Annotated in this window: 20 protein-coding genes; 11 read left to right on the forward strand and 9 right to left on the reverse strand. The window is 54.0% G+C overall.

The window, feature by feature from the left end:
- Nucleotides 1-25: 25 nt before the first annotated feature.
- Complete coding sequence (cpdA, locus tag NK55_RS10575) at nucleotides 26-811, reverse strand: 3',5'-cyclic-AMP phosphodiesterase (RefSeq protein WP_024125696.1); 786 nt, start codon at nucleotides 809-811, stop codon at nucleotides 26-28.
- Nucleotides 812-854: 43 nt separating this feature from the next.
- Nucleotides 855-1,796: a DMT family transporter gene (locus NK55_RS10580; RefSeq protein WP_398508334.1), complete on the reverse strand. Its 942-nt coding sequence runs from the start codon at nucleotides 1,794-1,796 to the stop codon at nucleotides 855-857.
- Between the two features lie 244 nt (nucleotides 1,797-2,040).
- Here NK55_RS10580 and NK55_RS13295 point away from each other — a divergent pair, with 244 nt between their 5' ends.
- The 6 genes from NK55_RS13295 to NK55_RS10605 are packed head-to-tail and all read left to right on the forward strand — an operon-like array spanning nucleotide 2,041 to nucleotide 6,973.
- The gene (locus NK55_RS13295; RefSeq protein WP_162147190.1) at nucleotides 2,041-2,292 is read left to right on the forward strand and encodes a hypothetical protein; all 252 of its coding nucleotides are present in this window, start codon (nucleotides 2,041-2,043) and stop codon (nucleotides 2,290-2,292) included.
- Complete coding sequence (locus NK55_RS13590) at nucleotides 2,229-2,564, forward strand: hypothetical protein (protein ID WP_162147191.1); 336 nt, start codon at nucleotides 2,229-2,231, stop codon at nucleotides 2,562-2,564. The genes NK55_RS13295 and NK55_RS13590 overlap by 64 nt, the downstream gene beginning before the upstream one ends.
- A 32-nt stretch (nucleotides 2,565-2,596) precedes the next feature.
- Nucleotides 2,597-3,913 carry a hypothetical protein gene (locus tag NK55_RS14105; RefSeq protein ID WP_162147192.1) on the forward strand — a complete coding sequence of 439 codons (1,317 nt, stop codon included), beginning with the start codon at nucleotides 2,597-2,599 and terminating at the stop codon, nucleotides 3,911-3,913.
- 53 nt (nucleotides 3,914-3,966) lie between these two features.
- Nucleotides 3,967-5,775 carry a proline--tRNA ligase gene (locus NK55_RS10595; RefSeq protein WP_024125698.1) on the forward strand — a complete coding sequence of 603 codons (1,809 nt, stop codon included), beginning with the start codon at nucleotides 3,967-3,969 and terminating at the stop codon, nucleotides 5,773-5,775.
- Nucleotides 5,772-6,401 (forward strand): class I SAM-dependent methyltransferase, encoded by a 630-nt coding sequence (locus tag NK55_RS10600; protein ID WP_024125699.1) that lies wholly within the window; start codon nucleotides 5,772-5,774, stop codon nucleotides 6,399-6,401. The genes NK55_RS10595 and NK55_RS10600 overlap by 4 nt, the downstream gene beginning before the upstream one ends.
- Complete coding sequence (locus NK55_RS10605; protein WP_024125700.1) at nucleotides 6,401-6,973, forward strand: hypothetical protein; 573 nt, start codon at nucleotides 6,401-6,403, stop codon at nucleotides 6,971-6,973. The genes NK55_RS10600 and NK55_RS10605 overlap by 1 nt, the downstream gene beginning before the upstream one ends.
- Here NK55_RS10605 and murA read toward each other — a convergent pair.
- Nucleotides 6,929-8,248: a UDP-N-acetylglucosamine 1-carboxyvinyltransferase gene (gene murA, locus NK55_RS10610; protein ID WP_024125701.1), complete on the reverse strand. Its 1,320-nt coding sequence runs from the start codon at nucleotides 8,246-8,248 to the stop codon at nucleotides 6,929-6,931. The genes NK55_RS10605 and murA overlap by 45 nt on opposite strands.
- Before the next feature lie 112 nt (nucleotides 8,249-8,360).
- Between murA and NK55_RS10615 the strand changes: the two genes are divergently transcribed.
- From NK55_RS10615 to aroB, 4 genes are all read left to right on the forward strand, one after another.
- Nucleotides 8,361-8,792, forward strand: a complete 432-nt coding sequence (locus tag NK55_RS10615; protein WP_024125702.1) for a hypothetical protein — start codon at nucleotides 8,361-8,363, stop codon at nucleotides 8,790-8,792.
- A gap of 162 nt (nucleotides 8,793-8,954) precedes the next feature.
- A complete protein-coding gene (locus tag NK55_RS10620; RefSeq protein ID WP_024125703.1) occupies nucleotides 8,955-11,540 on the forward strand; it encodes a glycogen/starch/alpha-glucan phosphorylase in 2,586 nt (861 codons plus the stop codon).
- A gap of 71 nt (nucleotides 11,541-11,611) precedes the next feature.
- Complete coding sequence (locus tag NK55_RS10625; protein WP_024125704.1) at nucleotides 11,612-12,877, forward strand: AmpG family muropeptide MFS transporter; 1,266 nt, start codon at nucleotides 11,612-11,614, stop codon at nucleotides 12,875-12,877.
- Nucleotides 12,878-12,924: 47 nt separating this feature from the next.
- On the forward strand, nucleotides 12,925-14,031 hold the full coding sequence (gene aroB, locus NK55_RS10630; RefSeq protein ID WP_024125705.1) for a 3-dehydroquinate synthase: 1,107 nt from the start codon (nucleotides 12,925-12,927) through the stop codon (nucleotides 14,029-14,031).
- Here aroB and NK55_RS10635 read toward each other — a convergent pair.
- Nucleotides 14,028-14,270 (reverse strand): hypothetical protein, encoded by a 243-nt coding sequence (locus NK55_RS10635; RefSeq protein WP_024125706.1) that lies wholly within the window; start codon nucleotides 14,268-14,270, stop codon nucleotides 14,028-14,030. The genes aroB and NK55_RS10635 overlap by 4 nt on opposite strands.
- A 260-nt stretch (nucleotides 14,271-14,530) precedes the next feature.
- Here NK55_RS10635 and NK55_RS10640 point away from each other — a divergent pair, with 260 nt between their 5' ends.
- Nucleotides 14,531-14,965: a hypothetical protein gene (locus NK55_RS10640; protein ID WP_024125707.1), complete on the forward strand. Its 435-nt coding sequence runs from the start codon at nucleotides 14,531-14,533 to the stop codon at nucleotides 14,963-14,965.
- Here the strand turns inward: NK55_RS10640 and nusB are convergent.
- Genes nusB through dnaK form a run of 5 tightly spaced genes read right to left on the reverse strand, consistent with a single transcriptional unit; the run spans nucleotide 14,944 to nucleotide 20,557 of the window.
- Nucleotides 14,944-15,582: a transcription antitermination factor NusB gene (gene nusB, locus NK55_RS10645; RefSeq protein ID WP_024125708.1), complete on the reverse strand. Its 639-nt coding sequence runs from the start codon at nucleotides 15,580-15,582 to the stop codon at nucleotides 14,944-14,946. The two genes, NK55_RS10640 and nusB, sit on opposite strands and share 22 nt — an antisense overlap.
- A 23-nt stretch (nucleotides 15,583-15,605) precedes the next feature.
- A complete protein-coding gene (locus tag NK55_RS10650) occupies nucleotides 15,606-16,277 on the reverse strand; it encodes a DUF502 domain-containing protein (RefSeq protein WP_041429265.1) in 672 nt (223 codons plus the stop codon).
- A 33-nt stretch (nucleotides 16,278-16,310) separates the two neighbouring features.
- On the reverse strand, nucleotides 16,311-17,420 hold the full coding sequence (locus NK55_RS10655; protein WP_024125710.1) for a tetratricopeptide repeat protein: 1,110 nt from the start codon (nucleotides 17,418-17,420) through the stop codon (nucleotides 16,311-16,313).
- 42 nt (nucleotides 17,421-17,462) lie between these two features.
- Complete coding sequence (dnaJ, locus tag NK55_RS10660) at nucleotides 17,463-18,584, reverse strand: molecular chaperone DnaJ (protein ID WP_024125711.1); 1,122 nt, start codon at nucleotides 18,582-18,584, stop codon at nucleotides 17,463-17,465.
- A 17-nt stretch (nucleotides 18,585-18,601) separates the two neighbouring features.
- The gene (dnaK, locus tag NK55_RS10665; RefSeq protein ID WP_041429267.1) at nucleotides 18,602-20,557 is read right to left on the reverse strand and encodes a molecular chaperone DnaK; all 1,956 of its coding nucleotides are present in this window, start codon (nucleotides 20,555-20,557) and stop codon (nucleotides 18,602-18,604) included.
- Between the last annotated feature and the right edge of the window lie 99 nt (nucleotides 20,558-20,656).

Here is a 20,656-nt window from a genome sequence, read left to right on the forward strand (position 1 = left end):
TACAAATGCGGCTATCGCCTAGGTTTTAGTACCCTTTGGCACTAAAGTCCAGCGTGAGGGGAATCTCTACCCGCTCAATGTAGGTTTTAAAAGTGCCATCGGGGTATAGCGATAGATGACGAAAACCAGGACCAACGGGTTCAAGGGAAAATTCAGGGGCACGGGGCAAAAACTGGATACAGGTGGAGGGACAGCCGAGATACGTCACCCCTTGCCGCTCAGTAATAAATTCCTGATGGATGTGACCAAAGAGAACGAGCTTCACCTGCGGATGGGAATCTAACACGGCAAAAAGGTGCTCAGGGTTTTGTAGGCGGCTACTATCGAGCCAAGGGGCACCGGTCTCAAAGGGGGGATGGTGCAGGGCAATGAAGGTGGGGCGATCGCCCGTGTGACTCAAGGTTGCATCTAGCCAACTGAGGGTCTCAGGACTCAATTCACCATGAACTTTGCCATCGGCTTGGGAACTGAGGAGCAGGCCTTGCCAAGTCCCAAGATTGATTTGGCGATCGCCCCGTAGCGGCGGACGCTCTAGCGCCGGCACCATTGCCCTTGGCTCATCATGGTTGCCAGGAATCCAATATACAGGACAGCTAAAGTCCCTGAAAGCAGTGGCTAAACGTTCGTAGGTAGTAGTAACGGGTTCCTGTGCTAAGTCTCCCGTCAGGAGCAGGGCATTGGGACGATGATGACGAGTTGCCTCTAAAACAGCCGCTAGGGATTGAGCCGTAGGCAGGCCAAGGAGTCTGCCTTCATCTGTGGCAAATAAATGCAGATCTGATAACTGGATCAGGTAAACGGGTTCATTCATAAACTTGCTGCGGTCTGGGAATGCTGTAGCTCAAATGCTCAGGCTACTTCATCTGATCAACCACCTTAACGCTGATAGACGTTGCCGACTCCCGCAAGCGGGTGGGTAAGGGGAGTTGTTGCCACCACTGCCCAAGCACTTGGCGCTGATTAATGATGTAAATGCTAATGAGCGTCAGACCCACGCCTAGTAACTGAACTTGACTCAGGGTTTCCCCCAAGAACCAATGCCCAAAGGTGAGAGCAAATACTGGGGTGAGAAACGTTAGGGCACTGAGACTGGTGAGATTCCCCTTGGCAGCGAAATAGAAAAAGACACCGTAGGACAGCGCACTACCAAAGAAAGTCGCATAGCCAAGGTTGAGGACATCCGACCAGTGTAGGGCTGCCCAAGGCGCTGGGCTATTTAAGCTCGGCCAGATCAACAGCGGCAACCCGCCCAAGACCATGTGCCAGCCTGTAGCCACAATTGGATCCGCATAGCGTGCTAAGGGACGCATGAGAATCGTCCCCACTGCCATCGAGAGGGCAGCCAATAGCATCCACAGTTCGCCCCGCTGCCACCACTGTCCCCAAGAAATACTGTGCCATGCGCTGGGTTGATGGAGCAGGGTCAATAGATCATCACCTAGACCAATGCCACTAATGCCCACTAAGCCAAGAAAGAGCCCCAGCCAACCCCAGCCGCCAACTCGCTCTTGATACAACCAGCGGGACAACAGCGCCACCGCCAGGGGTTGGGAGTCAATCATCACAGAGCCAAGACCTGCGCCCGTTTTGGATAGGCCAGTGGCCAGAAGCCCCTGAAATAAAAAGCCATCCACAAGGGCAAAAAGACTAATCCATCCCCATGCCCGCAAGTGATGGGGTTGGGGCTTACCGAGGGCGATCGCCACCGCTAAAACTAGAAGACCTGCCGGCACAAGGCGCACACCGGCAACCCACAGCGGCGAGGTATGGGGCATGACCTCCTTCATGGCCACCATGGCAGTTCCCCAAAAGAAAAAGGGGGAGATTAAAATCAAGCGTTGCCAGAGTGCGGTCACGGGCGTTGCCAAACCAGGAGAATGTTAAGGATTATTGCGATTCGTATCCTTAAATTATAATCCTGCCGTGGGCAACGGCAACTTCAGGAGGGAATTGTCAAGTTGATTTGCTATAACAAGTTCTAATGACCTCCCTGGCATCCTAGGGAAATTTCAGGCAGTGGGTGAGGAGCCGCAGCAGGAGATGAAAGCACTAGAGGTTTGGCAACGGTGGTTCCGGCGGGTTCCTAAGTCAGCGGAGCTAGCGATCGCCCCTGTGGGGACAACGGCCACCGAATCTATGCCCGCCCGCTGGCAAGTCTATCGTCAACGGCTCATGGCATATGAGGGGTGGCCTTGGCTCATCCCTTTTTTATCTCCGGGGCAACGCTCATGGCAGCCAGCACTTGGCTATTGCTGTTACCCCCCTTGCCCGATTGTCGTCACCCATTCTTGACCATGAGGGATGGCGATCGCCTCTACTGCGCCGATCAAGCAGTCCTCCACGGCAACTTACCCTCTCTTGCGCAAGCCATTGAAACCGTCAGTCAGTGGCCAGAAGATCACCCCCTGTTTCCTCAAGCTAAGCGGCGCCTGGATGAATGGTCAGCTGCCCTATTGGTCATTGCTCGCCAACAGTTGAGCCAAGGCAATATCAAACTGGCAACGCTGCTCCTGAAAAAATCCCCACCACCGCAGCGAGCTACTCCCAAGCCCAGGAGCTACTAACCGCAACCAATGGGGGAGAAGGTGGAAACTTGTTGGCAACGGCTGAGGCGGCACTGCGCCAGCAGGATTGGGGATTGGCTTTGCTGCAAGTGAAACTCATGAACCAGCTCGGTACTGACTACTGGCGCGAACAGGCACAAAAGCTCTCGGTGCGCATCTCCCAAGAACAGGATGCGTGGGTACAACTGGTGCAGGCGCGGGATTTGGCGGCTTGGTTAACGGCCAATGAACTGGCGGCGGCAGTGATGCTGGCTCTGAAAATTCCCCCAGAGGCGGTTGTCTATTCCCAAGCCCAGGCGGATATTCGCCGTTGGATTCCTGAAGTGTTTGCCTATGCTGAGGAACGCTTAGCGGCCGGCGATCGCGAGGGTGCCTTAGCCCTCATTGAAAAAATTGCCCCAGCTCTCGATGTTTCCTACCACGATCGCCCAATCGTCATCCTTGGTCAAGCCAAAGCCCTTGCGGCGAAGGGAACGGTTCTCGGTTACTGGGAGGCGATCGCCCGGGTGCAGCAGATTCCGATCACGGATCCCTTCTATGAATCGGCTCAAGCCTACCTCAACAGATGGCAGCAACAGTTGCGTAACCAGCAGCACCTCCAGTGGGCAACATGGCTTGCCAATACCCGTCTGCGCTGGGGGTATGCCTTGGCCATTGCTCAAGCTCGGCAGGTGCCCCTTGGTCAGCCAGAACGGGGTCAAGCCCAAGGTTTGATTGCCCTTTGGCAGCGCGATCTAGGCACGATTGACGAGCGGCCTCTGCTCCATGCAGCAATCGCCCTTGCAAAACAGAAACAGTACCAAGCTGCCCTGGGGGTTTTACGATCTTTCCCCCGCGATGCAGTGCTCGCTGCCGTGATAGCTAACTATCGCGACCAGTGGCAAGCAAAACTCGAAGAAATTCAGGATCGTCCCATTCTGGATCGAGCGATTCGCTTGGCGCGGGAAGGCAAACTGGCGGAAGCCATTCAAACCGCTGAGCAAATTGGTCGAGATCGCGCCCTCTACCGTGAAGCCCTCAATCGCATTTGGCAATGGGACTATGAACTCAGCCTGCGTCAACGTCAACAGGCGGCACCCACGACGCCCGCTTGGTGGGAAAGCCCCCCCAGTACCCCTGAAGGGACTTCTGAACCAGTCGCCGAGCCACAATCAGCTTCCCCAGCAACACCCACGCCAGAGGCCACCACCCCTGCACCTACCCCTGGGGTATCTCCCACACCCACCCCTGAAACCCCCGTTGCCCCTGCCCCTGCCAGTCCTTCACCAACACCTGGCGCTACCGTTGTCCCTACGCCCACACCTGTTCAACCTCCACCAGCGGAACCTGAACCAACGCCTACCCCCTAGGGATCGCTGGTCATCGTAAAATAGAGGCTCTGTGCAGTATCGATAGCCCAGGTATGCGCCTCTCCCAAATGCTCTTTGTTACCCTCCGCGATGATCCAGCGGAAGCAGAAATTCCCAGCCACAAATTATTGCTGCGGGCGGGATATATTCGGCGGATTGCCAGTGGCATCTATAGCTATCTGCCTTTGATGTGGCGAGTGTTGCAAAAAGTGAGTGCAATTGTTCGTGAAGAAATGAACCGCAGTGGCGCCTTGGAATGTTTGCTGCCGCAATTGCAACCTGCTGAACTGTGGCAAGAATCGGGTCGTTGGGACACCTATACCAAAGCCGAAGGGATTATGTTTTCCCTCACCGATCGCGCTGAGCGGCAGTTGGGACTGGGGCCTACCCATGAGGAGGTGATCACTGCCCTCGCCAAGGACTTGATTCGCTCCTATCGTCAGTTGCCCGTGCACCTGTACCAAATTCAAACGAAATTTCGCGATGAGATTCGCCCGCGATTTGGCCTAATGCGGGGACGGGAATTCATTATGAAGGACGGCTACTCCTTCCATGCCGATGTGGCTAGTCTCAAGGAAACCTACCAGGTGATGTACGACACCTATAGTCGTATTCTGCAGCGCTGTGGCCTGAGGTTTCGAGCCGTGGAGGCCGATTCGGGTGCGATTGGCGGATCGGGTTCCCATGAGTTTATGGTACTGGCTGCCGCCGGCGAAGATGAGGTGCTCTATACGGCTGACGGCCAATATGCCGCCAATGTGGAAAAGGCCGTCTCGCTCCCCCCTGACGCAGTGCCGACAACCTACAAAAAGGTGGCGACGCTGGATACCCCCAATGCAGCGACGATTGATGCCCTGGTTGAGCAGTTGCAGTGCCATCCTACGCAAATTGTGAAAAATGTCCTCTATCGAGCAGTCTTCGATAATGGGCGAGTGGGTCTTGTGCTGGTGAGTATTCGCGGCGATCAAGAGGTGAACAGCGTCAAGCTGCACAACACCCTCACTTCCCTTGCGCCCAACTACGGGGCAACAAAACTGCTGGATCTGCGGCTGGCAGATGCCAATACAGCCCAAGAGTGGGCAGCCACCCCCATTCCCTTTGGTTACATTGGCCCTGATTTAGAAGATGCCGTTATTAAGGCCGATTCCCAAATTATTCCCCAGTGGATTCGCATTGCCGATCGCACCGTGGTGGAGTTAAAGCGATTTATTACGGGAGCCAATCGCGATCAACAGCATCGGGTGGGGGTGAACTGGGGCAAATCCTGTCCCTTGCCAGCAATTATTGCCGATGTTCGCAAAGCCCAGGCGGGCGATCGCGCCTGCCATGATCCAACGCAGCACCTAGAAACGGCACGGGGCATTGAAATTGGCCATATTTTCCAGTTGGGCACCAAGTATTCTGAGGCAATGAAGGCCACCTACACCAATGAGCAGGGGGAAGAGGTGCCTCTGGTGATGGGTTGTTACGGCATCGGCATTTCCCGCTTGGCACAGGCGGCGGTGGAGCAGCACCACGACGCCCAAGGGATTATCTGGCCGCTGGCGATCGCCCCCTATCAGGTGATTATTGTTGTGCCCAACATTGAGGATGCGCAGCAAATGCAGGCGGCCACTGATCTTTACGAGCAGCTTCAGGCGGCAGGGATTGAGGTGCTCCTCGACGATCGCGATGAGCGGGCAGGGGTGAAATTCAAAGATGCGGATTTGATTGGCATTCCCTATCGACTGGTGACAGGACGGGCGATCGCCCATGGGGAAGTGGAACTCATCATCCGGGCAACAGGGGCGAAATCCACCCTCCCTTTAACCGAGGTTGTTCGTTATCTTCAAAAGGAGATTGCTCAGCAGTTAGCCCCATGATTCTCAATCCCCACCAGCGGACGAAATTGGACAGCCGTAGTGATGACCTCTTTTATGCAGCACCGCGCTTTGTCACCCATGTGGATGATTTCTTTCTGGCCCGCCTTACGGATCTCTACCGTCAATACTTGCAGCCGCAGATGCGAGTCTTGGACCTAATGAGTAGTTGGGTCTCCCATCTGCCGCCAGAGCTATCCTTTCAGGAAGTGGTGGGGCATGGGATGAATGGGGCGGAGCTAGCCCGCAACCCCCGGCTGGATCGTTATTTTGTTCAGAATCTCAATGAAGAGTTGGCCTTACCCCTAGAGGATGCCAGTTTTAATGCCGTGTTGATGGCGGTGTCGGTGCAGTACCTCCAATATCCTGAGGCAACTTTTACGGAAATTGCCCGCATCCTTAAGCCCCAAGGGGTAGTTATTGTCAGCTTCTCGAATCGCATGTTTTTTGAAAAAGCGATTCAGGCGTGGCGTGAGGGTAACGAGGGCGATCGCGTGCAGTTGGTGCAAACCTATATCAACAGCATTCCTGCCCTCAAGGTGATCGAAACGCATCTGCCCCGCCCTTGGTCTTGTCTGGGATTTACCGATCCCTTCTATGCTGTCGTTGGTCAAAAACAACCTGTGTAATGGTCAGAGGTGGGGTCTATGAGCAGTTTCGCGGCGCCCTCCTTGGACTCCTATGGGGGCTCGCTAAAGAGAAGGGCAATTTAGCGCAGGCATTGCCCCACCAATGGTTAGCCCCTGACCAAGGGGAGTGGCCAGTTCAGCTGCCACAGTTGTTGGCATCATGGGATCAACCTTTGGTTTCAGTCCCCGAAGGGGTGCAGGAGATTCAGACCCTGCTCCATGAGTACCTAGAAGCAGCTTGGGCACCTGAGCCTTTGCCTGTCCCCCCCCAGAGAGGAGACATGCTCCGCTATGCCTTGGCGATCGCCCCTTGGGACTTAGAACTGGCCCATCAAATTGTCAGCAAACACCAACCCAGTGCTGCTTTGCTCTTAAGCTGTCTTTTTGGTGCCTATTGGGGGGCATTGGCCCTACCCCTAGGTGCTTGGGAGTATTGGACGCCCACCGTGGCTGAAGTGCTCAGGAAGGTGATGGCGCAATGGACAGGGGGGATGGGAAACGAGATCGTGATTGCCCCCAAGGCCGGCCTACAAAACTGGAGAAGGAACTGTACTGGGAACATAGCGCTCTAGCTGTGCGCCCAAACCCCGCAATTTGGCTTCGATTTGCCAGTAGCCCCGATCTAAGTGCTGCAAGCCATAGACGTGGGTTTCGCCGTGGGCAGCCAGTCCAGCAACAACTAAAGCCGCTGTGGCGCGCAAATCCGTACCTGTTACCGGTGCACCGGAAAGATGGGGCACCCCGCGAATGGCAGCGTGATTCCCCTTGACGCGAATATCGGCACCCATGCGATTCAGTTCAGCCACATGGCCAAAGCGATTTTCAAACACGGTTTCACTGACTAAACTATTGCCCTCACTGATCGCCAGCAACGTCATCATCAGCGCCTGCATATCCGTGGGAAAGCCGGGGTAGGGGAGCGTTTCAATGTCGGTGGCACGATAGCACTGGGCAGGGGTGAAGCAGGCACGGGTGGCATCGGGAAATTCAATCTTCGCTCCCATCTCTTCGAGTTTGGCAACCACAGGCGTCAGGTGGCTGGGAATCACAGGTGCAAGAGTAATGGCCGAGCGGGTGACAGCAGCTGCCAACAGAAATGTACCCGCTTCAATGCGATCGGGGATGATTTCGTATTCAGTGCCGTGGAGGCGATCCACCCCAACAATCGTGATCGAATTGGTGCCGGCGCCATAGATTTTGGCCCCCATCGTGATACAGAAGTTGGCCAAATCCACCACTTCGGGTTCTTGGGCAGCATTTTCAATCGTGGTTTCCCCCTCGGCAAGGGTGGCGGCCATCATTAATGTTTCGGTGGCACCGACGCTGGGATAGTCCAAGTAAATCCGTGTTCCTTTAAGTTTGGCCGCACTGGCGGTGACAACCCCATGATCGATCGTAACTTCGGCACCCATTGCTTGCAGACCACGCACATGCAGTTCCACCGGACGGGCACCAATGGCGCACCCCCCTGGCAAGGGGACGCGGGCAACACCCAACCGCGCCACCAAAGGACCAATGACAAAAAAACTTGCCCGCAGTTGGCTGACTAGGGTATAGGGGGGATCGTTGGTATTTAGTGCTGTGGCATCAATGGCGATCGCCTCACTCCCAAAGCGTTGTACCTTGACCCCCAATGATTGTAGAATTTCCCCCAGGCGGCGAATATCTGCTAGATCAGGCACGGCACGGAGAATCGTTGTATCCGCTGCTAGGAGTGCCCCCGCCATCAAGACTAATGCTGAATTCTTGGCTCCGCTAATCCTCACCTCACCCGCTAACCGATAGCCCCCCTGAATCTTGAGATGTGCCTGCTCTGTGGTCAGCGGCGTTGTGGTCAAGGCTAGCATATTTCACTCTCACAGCCAAAAGAATTCCAAGCGATTATATCCTATCAGTGCGAATTTTATGCAAAAATCAGTAGGGGAAAGACGGTTGTTGTGCCAGTAATTTCATCCTTTGATGGAACCCCAAAATCTCAGCGATTTACTGCGGCAAGAGGTCGCTAAGCAGCGTCCAGCCTCCAGCAAGCGGAGTCGTCATCAGCCCACCAAGGCAGAACTAGAGCAAGAACTGGCCACCCTCAAAGCAGCCTTAGCAGCCGTAGAAGCTGAGAAAACTGCTCACAGCGCCCAGATAGAACAACTGCAACAGGAATTACAAAGGTGGCGCGATCGCGCCCAAGCGCTCGACACCGCGCTTCAGGAACTCCAAACCCGCCATCAAGCCCTAGAAGCCAAATTTGAAGAGGCCAAGGCAGTCATTCGCCAACTCACCGCCCCTCAGCCCTACCGTTTTGAGGAGGTGGGATTTAAGCCCCTTGTCAATGAAATTCCTACCCCCAATCCCAATGCCTCTTCCCTTGGGGATGCGGAAATTGGTTGGTTTGACTAGGGATTGTCCAAGCCCTTCGGGGACCCTTTGAGAAGATTAAAAAATGTAAAGGCGGATAAATCAATTATTAAAATTCCCGCAGTGGTAATCTAATGTACATTTCACAAATCTGTATTAGCCTTAAGTTAAGTTATTTCCGATTCCTGCAGAGCCACAGTTTTCATGAATAATCCCGACACTCCTAACGGTTATCCTGTTCATTCGGTTTCCCACACCCACCCTACTGCCAACGACGAACACTGCGATTTGTATATCGAGAGCGATCGCACAGGGATGACAGTGCAAACCCTGAAGCGCGCCTTTGTTGATAATCTCCACTACATCCAGGGCAAGGATGCCATGTTTGCCACGCCCTACGATTACTTCATGGCCCTGGCCTACACGGTGCGCGATCGCCTGCTGCATCGGCGGATTAAAACCGCCCAAACCTATTTTGAGCAGGATGCCAAGGTGGTCTATTACCTGTCGGCAGAGTTTCTCATTGGTCGCTTGCTCCTGAACAACCTGATTAACGTCGGCCTCTACGAGCAAACGAAACAGGCAATGGCCGATTTTGGCCTTGACCTCAATGAACTGATGGAGCGCGAACCGGAACCGGGGCTAGGCAATGGCGGTTTAGGACGCTTGGCGGCTTGTTTCCTCGACTCTCTCGCGACCCTTGAAATTCCCGCTGTTGGCTACGGCATTCGCTACGAGTTTGGCATTTTCGAGCAAATTATCACCAATGGCTGGCAGCACGAAGTCCCCGACAACTGGTTGCGCTTTGGCAACCCTTGGGAGATTGCCCGTCCGGATTACAACGTTGAAGTTAAGTTTGGCGGTCACACTGAAGCCTACACCGATGCCCAAGGGCACTACCGTGTCCGTTGGATCCCCAGCACTACCGTTTTTGGCACGCCCTACGATACGCCAATTCCCGGCTATGGCAAAAATACGGTGAATACGCTCCGTCTGTGGAGTGCCCGTGCAGCCCAAGACTTCAACCTTCAGGTGTTTAACGCGGGGGACTACACCCAAGCAGTCTCTGAAAAAACCTTTAGTGAGAACATCTCGAAGGTCCTCTACCCCAACGACAACACCCCCCAGGGGAAAGAATTGCGGCTGCGGCAACAGTATTTCTTTGTCGCCTGTTCGTTGCAGGACATTATCCGCCTCTACTTGCGTCGGCACACTAGCTTTGATGCCTTCCCCGACAAGGTGGCCATTCAGCTCAATGATACCCACCCCGCCATTGCTGTGGCTGAACTGATGCGATTGCTGGTGGATGAGTACCAACTGACGTGGGAAAAAGCGTGGCACATCACCCAGCGCACTTTTGCCTATACCAACCACACGCTGCTGGCGGAAGCCCTTGAACGCTGGTCGGTGGATCTCTTTGGTCAACTGCTACCACGCCACTTGGAAATCATTTATGAGATTAACTATCGCTTTCTAAATGAGGTTCGCCTGCGCTACCCTGGCAATACCGCGCGGTTGGCACGGATGTCCCTGATTGAGGAAGGTTATCCCAAGCAGGTGCGCATGGCACATCTGGCCTGTGTTGGCAGCCATACGGTCAATGGAGTGGCAGAACTGCACACAGAGCTGATCAAACAGGAGCTGATGCGGGACTTCTATGAGATGTACCCAAACAAGTTCCAGAACAAAACCAATGGCATTACCCCCCGCCGTTGGCTCCTGATGAGTAATCCCCGCTTGGCCAGTCTGATTACCGAAACGCTGCAGAGCGATCGCTGGATTACCCACCTTGACGACCTGCGCGGCCTAGAACCCTACGCCACCGATCCTGCTTTTCAGGCGAAGTGGCAACAAATCAAACAAGCCAACAAAGAGCGCTTGGCGGAGTACATCTGGCGCAACAACCAAATCGAGGTGGATCCCTACTCCCTCTTTGACATTCAAATTAAGCGCATCCACGAGTACAAACGTCAACATTTGGCTGTCCTCCACATCATTACGCTCTACGAACAAATTAAGGCCAACCCCAGCATTGACATTCAACCGCGCACATTTATTTTTGGCGGCAAGGCAGCTCCCGGCTACTTCATGGCCAAGATGATCATCAAGCTGATCAATTCTGTGGCCGATATGGTCAACCACGACAGCGATGTGAATGGTCGCCTCAAAGTGGTGTTCCTCAGCAACTACTCCGTCTCCCTGGGTGAAATGGTCTATCCCGCTGCCGATCTTTCGGAGCAGATCTCTACCGCTGGGAAAGAGGCCTCTGGCACTGGGAATATGAAGTTTGCTCTCAATGGCGCCCTGACAATTGGGACGCTGGATGGTGCAAATGTGGAAATCCGCCAAGAGGTGGGGGCAGAGAACTTTTTCCTTTTTGGTCTGACAGCGCAAGAGGTGATGAGCCTGAAAGCGGAAGGCTACAATCCCCGCGAGTACTACAACAGCAACCCAATGCTCAAGAAGGTAATTGACAGCCTGATTTCCAACTACTTCAATCCACGTGAGCCGGGGCTATTTGAACCGATTGTCAGTTCCCTGCTCAATGAGGATCCATATATGCTCTTGGCGGACTACCAATCCTATGTGGACTGTCAACAGCGGGCAGCCCAAGCCTTCCGCAATAAGAGCCACTGGACACAGATGTCTATTCTCAATGTGGCGCGCATGGGCAAATTCTCCAGCGATCGCACGATTGCCGAGTACTGCAAGGAGATTTGGCACGTTGAACCTGTTCCTGTTTCCCTGGACACGTGCCGGCCTGCTTTTCGCCCTAGCCGCATCAGTTAGGTCAGTGGTCTTTAGGTCACTGCCGCTTTTGCTCTACACTAGGGCAAGTCTCAAGCAGTGGAACGAAATGAATGGCGGGAATCGGCGCAGTCCTACGGGTTTTTCAAAGTCGCAAAATGGCGGCACTGCTCTTGTTAGGTTTTTCGTCAGGGTTGCCGCTGTTTCTCACCAGCCGAACGCTGCAAGCATGGATGACCGTTGAGGGCATTGACTTGACGGCCATTGGCCTCTTTAGCCTTGTGGGGTTGCCCTACTCCCTGAAGTTTCTCTGGTCCCCCTTGCTGGATCGCTATAGGGTTCCCTTTTTGGGACGGCGGCGGGGCTGGTTACTACTGATTCAGGTGCTCCTGTTGGGGGCGATCGCCCTGATGGCGGTGCAGGATCCCAGGGGGAGCCTGCAGCTGTTGGCGATAAATGCCTTCGCCATTGCCTTCTTGAGCGCCAGTCAAGATATTGCTGTGGATGCCTACCGTGCCGATGTCCTCGAACCCCTTGAAATGGGAGCAGGTGCGGGTATTTATGTCCTTGGCTATCGCATTGCGCTTTTGGTCACCGGTTCCCTAGCCTTGATCCTTGCGGATCAACTGCCCTGGCCAGTGGTTTACGCCCTGATGGCGCTGCTAATGGTGGTGGGCATGGTCACTACTTTTTGGGCACCGGAACCAGAGGTGCATCCCCCGGCTCCGCCGTCATTGGCACAGGCAGTCACTCGACCCTTCCTTGATTTTTTCCAGCGCTACGGCTGGGGAACGGGGCTGATTATTTTGCTCTTTATCTGCCTCTATCGCTTGGGGGATGCCCTCACGGGCAATATGATGACCCCTTTCCTGTTGCAGCAGGGCTTTAGCCAAACCCAAATTGGCGCCGTACAAGGGGGGGTGGGGCTGATTGCCACCATCGTTGGCGCCCTTGTCGGGGGAGCGGCCATCAGTCAAATTGGTATTCACCGTGCCCTGTGGATTATGGGGGGATTGCAAGCTTCTAGCAATATCTCCTACTTTATTTTGGCCAATGCCGGTGCCAATCCAACAGTGATGGTGGCTGCCATTAGTGTTGATAACTTCTGTGCAGGGCTGGCGATCGCTGCTCTAACGGCTCTTTTAATGAGTCTTTGCAACCCCCAATTTAGTGCAACACAGTATGCGCTGCTCTCCAGTCTCTTTGCTTTTAGTCGGGATATCCTGGCGGCCCCTGCGGGTAAAGCGGCGGAAATGATGGGGTGGCCACTCTTTTTTCTCTTTACAATTGGCGCTGCCCTACCAGCCCTGCTGCTTTTGCCATTTTTTGCGCCTTGGCAAGCGAGGCCAGCCTTTCCCCGCCCCGGCAGTGACGATTGAAAATACATTGAAAATACTCAGTGTCGATGTCCCCCGCAAATCCTACAATGACAAGACTGATTCCCGTTCCCCTTGGTGAGCACTCCTACTGGATTGCCATTGGTGCCAACACCCGGCGGCAGTTGCCTGCCCTTTTGGCCGCATATACGCCCTTGACCCCGAAAGCACCTGCCCTCATCGTTTCTAATCCACAAATTTGGCGGCACTACGGCACGGATGTGCAAGAGGCATTAACGCAAGGGGGCTGGCAGGTTACCCCCTGTATCCTACCGGCGGGGGAACGCTACAAAACCCTCAGAACTGTTGAAAAGATTTATGATGCTGCCCTGAGTCAGCGTTTAGAGCGGGGTTCCACCCTCTTTGCCCTTGGCGGTGGCGTCATTGGCGACATGACTGGTTTTGCGGCAGCGACATGGCTGCGGGGAATTGCTGTGGTTCAGATTCCCACCAGTCTGTTGGCGATGGTGGATGCGGCCATTGGCGGCAAAACAGGGGTAAACCATCCCCAAGGCAAAAATCTCATTGGTGCCTTTCATCAACCCCGTCTTGTGGTCATTGATCCCGATGTTTTGGCAACCCTGCCCCCGCGAGAATTTCGTGCGGGTATGGCAGAGGTGATTAAGTACGGCGTCATTTGGGATGCTGAGCTATTTCATTTGCTGAGTCAGTTGCCGCGCTTGGATCGCATGGGTGCTCTGCCCTCTGAGCAGTTGCTCCAAGTCCTGCAGCGTTCCTGCCAAGCGAAGGTGGATGTGGTTAGCAAGGATGAGCGGGAAGCGGGGCTGCGTGCCATTTTGAATTATGGGCATACGATTGGCCATGCCCTTGAAAGTATGGGCAACTATCGTCTTTTGAACCACGGCGAGGCGGTGGCCATTGGTATGATTGCCGCTGGGGAACTGGCTGTGGCGTTGGGGTATTGGTCCGCAGAAGCCGCCGCTGCCCAACGGGCACTGATTCTCAAAGCAAAGCTGCCAACAACGATCCCCGCCCACTTTGATGTGGAGGGACTACTGGCACTCCTACAGCACGACAAGAAGGTGCAGGCGCAAAATGTACGGTTTATTCTCCCCACCGCCATTGGCCATGGGGAAATTTGCGATCGGGTACCGGCAGAACTGATTCGAGAGACGCTCCATCGCCTGCAAGCTTAGCTAGCGGGTGGGGTATCTAGCAAACATTTTTTGCTGGCTTTTAATTCTTTCCAGAGATTTTTAATTTGCTTATAGGCTTCCTGAGGGGAGAGTTTGCCGCTGTTTTCGAGGCTGGCAATGTAGCTCACGCGGGTCGCAAATTCCTGCAAGTTGGCATCAAATAAAAAGTTTTCAGGTGTAAACTCACCGCGGTAACGGCTGTGGGGATATAAAAATTCGTATTTTTCGTATTTATCCATTGCTCATCTATCCTTTGCCCGCAGGCGTTAACCTATTTTTAACCTTATTTTAACCAATTTTCCCTGGAGTCACTGTAACTGCCGTAACAAAACTGTGATCTCCCTGAGGGTAAGACGGGGTTTTGTTAACAAGTATTAGCAGAAAATTAAGCATTATTAACTTTGATTGATTAAATAAAGAAGACTTATCACACTACATAAGGGAGGCGTGATCCCTAGCGATCGCCAGATATAGATGCTGTGATTGAGGAAATAGATAGATGATGCACGGACTCTCCTTGGCGCCCCGTTATCGCTTAGATGATGTTGATCCTTGGCTTTTGGGAATTGATCCCAGCCGTCATTATTGGCTGCAAGTCAATGGAGATCCCCAGCGGCGGGTGGCCATTCCAGGAGTCTGCGTCCAGAGCATCTCTGAGCTGCGGGAGATCATGGCGGCGGTGCGATCGCTCCAACCGGGGCAGCAGTTGCAAATTCAGCGGGCGGCCACCTGCTTAGAAATTCACTGTGTCGCTGAAAATCTGCTGGCGATCGCTCACCCTGTTGACGGTGCCCCCGTTTGGCATCTTTTTGATCGCGAAACCCTCGAAAGTTTAGTGATGAGTGCCCATCCCCACTGGCAATGCCGGCCTGAGGACGTGGAGTTGGGGCGGCAGCAATTGTGGCAGTCCTTTCAGTTACCGGTGGCTGCCTGAGCCGTGTTAAGGGCTTCGCTAATCCGCCGCAGCACGCCATTGATAAAGCGGTGGCTGCCCTCATCGCTATAGCGTTTGGCCAGTTCGATGGCCTCGTTAATTGCCACCTGCTTAGCGACTTCAAGGTAACGCATTTCGACGACAGCAATTTCAATAATGGCACGATCTAGCTGCGTCAGCCGCTCCAATTGCCAATCCACCATTGAGCGATTTACCAGTTCTTCAATCTCTGTTTGGTATCGCTGTAAACAGCGGAGGATGGCGATCGCGTAGGCCTGAACTTCCTCCTGATGGGCAAAGTAGAGGATCTCAGGTAAATCCAAAGCAGTGCCTATTTTGTTCAAGCCCTTTTCCGCCCGCTGAAGGGCATCCTGAAGCACCATCTGTGCCTTTTCGAGGTGGGGCAACAGGAGTTCACTGTGGCGGAGCAGTCGTTGACTTTCACTCAGTTCGGTGCCCGCCTGTTCGAGGGTATCGCGCACATCACTCGCCAGCGTACGTACGGCCATCAAGATCAAACTGCGGCAGTCGCTTTCATCCAGCAGTTTTGGTTGGCGTAACACTTGAGCCCCACTCAGCAAAGCCAATTCACGAGCAACACGACGAGCAGTAATCATGGGTTAATCCTCAAAACAAGTTCTTAGGGTACTAGAGCAGTGGTGGGGGGCAACGTCGAAGTTGGAACCGTTCCCGGTGTAACAATCCCTCCAGAAATAATTAGCTTAAAGGCGTCCTCGATCGAAATATCCAAATCTCGCACCTCCCGCTCACTGGCAATCACATACCAACCGGTGGTGGGGTTAGGGGAGGAGGGGATAAATAGACTCAACATTGGCTCGGAAAAGACCGTTTGCAATGAACCATTAACTGTGCCAGTGACAAAGGCCACGGCCCACAAGCCCGGACGTGGGTATTCTACGAGCACCACACGGCGAAAGCGATCGCGCGAGTCCCGCAGAATCGTCTCTAGGAGTTGTTGCAGCACTTTATAGGTTGTGCCCGCCAAGGGAATGCGCTGGAGAATGCTCTCACCGGTGTTCAACAGCCACTGGCCAAAGATATTGCGCGCCATCAAGCCAATGAGCAAGATGCCTGTTAAGGGCACAACAATCCCCACGGCTACATTGAGCAAATCCACCAGCAGGGGGTGCCAGGTTTTGAAAGGGTTCACTCGCTTGGGAATACGGGTGAGGAGATCCAGGACCCAACTGGAAACAGAAATCGATAGCCAAATCGTCGTTGCTAGCGGGATCACCACCAGCAGACCGGCAATGAGATCGTTTTTAATTGCTTGTTGGAGTCGGTGCAGCACAAATACTCGCACGAGCAGACTTCTGTTTCTAGCTTAGCGGTTGCTGCCACTGCGGGCACGGTGAAAGGCTAGACTGCTGTAGAGCATGAAGGCGGCATCCCAAGGACTGTCCTCACGGCGAAAGAGGTTAAGGTGGGGGGGAATTTTACTCAGGAGTTCTGTAAAGTCCAAGGCGGTTTCTGCAAAGCTGGTGAAGTCTTGCCAGACGGGGCGATCGCCACAGTGCTGCTGCCAAAGACTCGATAACTGCCGCCACTTTGCCCATGAGGTATTTTGATCCAAATCCAACTCACGCTGGATCACCTCGGCCCCGTGACTCAGGGGAATCCCTTGGTGAAACTGGTAACCGCCGCGATAAAAGCGCAGGATTTGATTTTGCTGCAACAGGTGGAGATCACAGCACTGGGCATGATCCTGAATTTGTTCTTTGCGCGTGACTTTCCCTTGGCGATCGCGATCGAACACCTGCTCAAAAATCGGCAGCAACCCCTCCACTCGCTGGCTCACCTGTGACCAAGTAAACGTAAACTCCACTGGCGCGGATGATAGGGAAGTGGTACACACCACACGCGGCTGTGGCTCTAAGGCCGCAAAATAACGCACCTGCAAGACGGGGGTGGCTGTCAGCGCCTCAAAGGGGACACAAAAGAGGGTAAACCCCTGCTGCTTTAGTTCTTGGCAATAAACGGTGAGTTCCGCAAAGTTGCCCGTGCGGATCAAACGCCAGCCCCGCGACGGGATCAAAAGACGCGCCGTATAGGCATCAATCTTAAACATGGTGGCCAAAAGGCGGGCAAGAATTACCCGCTGCTCCGGGGCAGCCACCCCTTCGAGAATCAGAACACCCTGCTGCTCTACCCCCACCACAGCATGGGTTTCTAAAATGGCCTGCTGCCGCTGCTGTTGGCGAATTTGCTCAATTTTTTCGAGGCCGCGCCGTGCCATTTGCATCAGCTTGGGGCCACAGTTTAGCCGCAGTAATTGGCAAAAGTCTGACTCAGCCTCCTCTAGCCGGTTTGTCTTGAGATAGAGTTGGCCTCGGCATAGAAGTAGACGCGCATCCCCCGGCGGCAAAGTGGCCAGCAATTTTTCTGCTTGCTGGAAATTTCCTTGATCCAAGGCTGTCAAAACCTCAGTCAGCATGGCCAGCGCCCCCAAATTTTTTTCTATTTTAGGCAATACTGCCTAACCACCAAATAGACTGCCGAGGAAGCCCTCTAAGCCGCCTTTGCCCAGGCGCTCGCCGCGAATTTTCGCCAACTTCTCCAGCAGTTCTCGCTCCTCATGGGTGATATGGGTGGGAATTTCGACATCAACGGTAATTAGGTGATCGCCCCGCGCCACGGGATTGCCCACCCGGGGAACACCGCGACCTTCTAGGACTAACACCGTGCCGGGTTGGGTACCTGCGGGAATTTTCAGTTCTGCCTCCCCATCCACGGTGCTGACGGGAATCCGACAGCCCAGAATCGCTTGCAGGTAGCTAATTTTAATCCGCGACAGGATGTTGTTACCTTCGCGCTGAAACTCAGGATCAGGTTGAACAAAAAGGTAGACGTAAAGATCGCCGGGGGGCCCTCCCCGCAAACCGGCATCCCCTTCACCTGAGACCCGCAACCGTGTGCCGTTGTCCACCCCAGCGGGAATGGTAATTTTTAGCTTTTTGCTGACTTGGATATGGCCTTGGCCGCCACAGGACTCACAGCGATCTTCAATCACCACACCGGAACCGCCACAGGTTGGACAGGTGGTTAGCTGGGTAAAACTGCCAAAGGGGGTTCGTGCCGATCGCCGCACTTGACCAATCCCACCACAGGTACTACAGGTAACTGGTCGTGTGCCGGGCTTTGCCCCTGTGCCTTGACAGGTTTTACAGGTTTCCAAATGGTTAATGCGAATTTCCTTTTCACCCCCAAAAACGGCTTCGCGAAATTCCAGTTTCAGGTCATAGCGTAGATCATCACCTCGAGTGGGTCCTTGCTGCCGCCGACTGCCAGTGGCAAACCCCCCAAAGAAGGTTTCAAAAATATCGGCGAAGCCACCCATATCGCCAATACCAAAGTCACTAAAGCCAGCAGCTCCGACACCACTCACGCCGGCTTCGCCAAAGCGATCGTAGTTGGCTCGCGCTTGGGGATCCGAGAGCACCTCGTAGGCGCGGTTGATTTCCTTGAATTTTTCTTCAGCGCCCGGTTCTTTGTTGACATCGGGGTGATACTTGCGAGCCAAGCGCCGATAGGCTCGTTTTAATTCTTCAGCATCCGCAGACCGTGAGACACCTAAGATCTCATAGAAATCACGAGCCATAGCCACCGTTACCTAAATTAATCAACCGCTTCATAATCTGAAACAACTGTTTCTTCATTATCGCTGATTATTGTGGCCTCGCTATCTAAAACTTGAGTCGCTTGGGAACTCATCGTAGCTCCCCCCATTGTTGGGATTGAGGTCATCATTGAACCGCCTGCTGTCTGTTGATATACCACGCTCCCCAAGGTCACCAAGGCCTGCTGCAGGGCTTCCATGCGCTTGCGAATTTCATCGGGGGTAATGTTGTCATCCACCATTGCGGCCTGCATACTCTGAACCACTGGCTCAATGCGTGCCCGCAGATCTGGGGTCAGGGTAATGCCATGGTTTTTGATTGTTGATTCATAGCTGTAGAGCAGGGCATCAGCTTGGTTGCGCAGTTCGGCAATCTCTTTCTTGAGTTGGTCTGCTTGGGCATAAATTTGTGCTTCTTGGCGCATGCGCTCGATTTCCATGCTGCTGAGGCCACCGCGATTGGTGATGCGCACACTTTGCTGGCGACCCGTGGCGCGATCAACGGCCGACACACTCAGGATACCGTTGGCATCAATATCAAACGTAACATCAATTTGCGGCACTCCCCGAGGGGCGGGGGCAATCCCCGTGAGTTCAAAGCAGGCCAGTTGTTTATTGTCCTTAGCAATGGGGCGCTCCCCTTGGTAGACGGCAATTTCAACTACAGTTTGGCCATCGCTAGCGGTGGAAAAGGTTTGAGTTTTGCTTGTGGGGAGGGTAGTGTTACGTTCGATAATTTTTGTAAAGACACCGCCTAGGGTTTCCAGCCCCAAAGAGAGGGGCGTGACATCCAGCAGCAGAAGATCTTTAACGGTCGTTTCTTTGCCAAGAATCCCCCCTTGAATGGCTGCACCTATGGCAACTGCTTCATCGGGATTAACAGAGCGATCGGGATTTTTGCCACAGAATTGCTTCACCAACTCCTGAATAGCGGGAATACGGGTAGAACCACCGACGAGTAATACGCGGTCAATGTCTTTAACTGTAAGGCCGGCATCGGCGATCGCCTGCTCCATGGGTTCAAGGGTTGCCTGCACCAAGTGGGCGCAGAGTTCCTCAAATTTACTGCGGGTAAGTTCCATTTCAAGGTGCTTAGGCCCCGTTTCATCAGCAGTAATGAAGGGCAGGTTAATGGAAGTGCTCAGGGTGCCCGATAGCTCCACTTTTGCTTTTTCGGCAGCTTCGCGGAGGCGTTGCAGTGCCATTTTGTCTTTGGAGAGATCGATTCCCTCCTGCTCCTTGAAGCAGGCCAAGAGCCAATCAAGAATACATTCGTCAAAGTTGTCGCCCCCGAGGTGATTGTTGCCAGCTGTGGAGCGCACCTCAAAGACCCCATCCCCCAGTTGTAGAATCGAGACATCAAAGGTGCCACCGCCCAAGTCAAAAACCAGAATGGTTTGATCTTGATCCTGCTTGTCAATGCCGTAGGCCAAGGAGGCGGCGGTGGGTTCGTTGATAATTCGCAGCACCTCAAGGCCGGCGATCGCCCCCGCATCTTTAGTCGCTTGGCGCTGCGCATCACTAAAGTAGGCTGGCACAGTAATTACGGCCTGGGTCACGGCTTCCCCTAGATAGGCTTCCGCGTCCTGCTTCAGCTTTTGCAGAATCATGGCGGAAATTTCTTGGGGGGTATAGGTGCGATCGCGAATCTGCACATCCACCATGCCATCGCGGCCCGGCACACAGGTATAAGGGACACGGGCACGTTCCTCGGCGGTTTCCTCCCAGCGACGACCAATAAACCGCTTGATACTAAAAATGGTGTTTTCGGCATTGGTGACGGCTTGCCGCTTAGCCAGTTGACCCACCAGCCGTTCGCCCGACTTGCCAAAGGCAACAATACTGGGGGTGGTGCGCCCACCCTCTGCACTGGGGATCACGACGGGATTCCCCCCTTCTAAGACTGCCACACAACTATTTGTGGTTCCCAGGTCGATGCCAATGATTTTACCCATAGCCGTAATCGCCGTTTCCAAAAATGCGCTTCAGCGGGAGACTTCTTGTAAAAAGTCTTGCTCTTTAGATTAGGGTGCCGCAATGATGATGCTATCGTA

The organism is Thermosynechococcus sp. NK55a (assembly GCF_000505665.1).
GTDB lineage: Bacteria > Cyanobacteriota > Cyanobacteriia > Thermosynechococcales > Thermosynechococcaceae > Thermosynechococcus.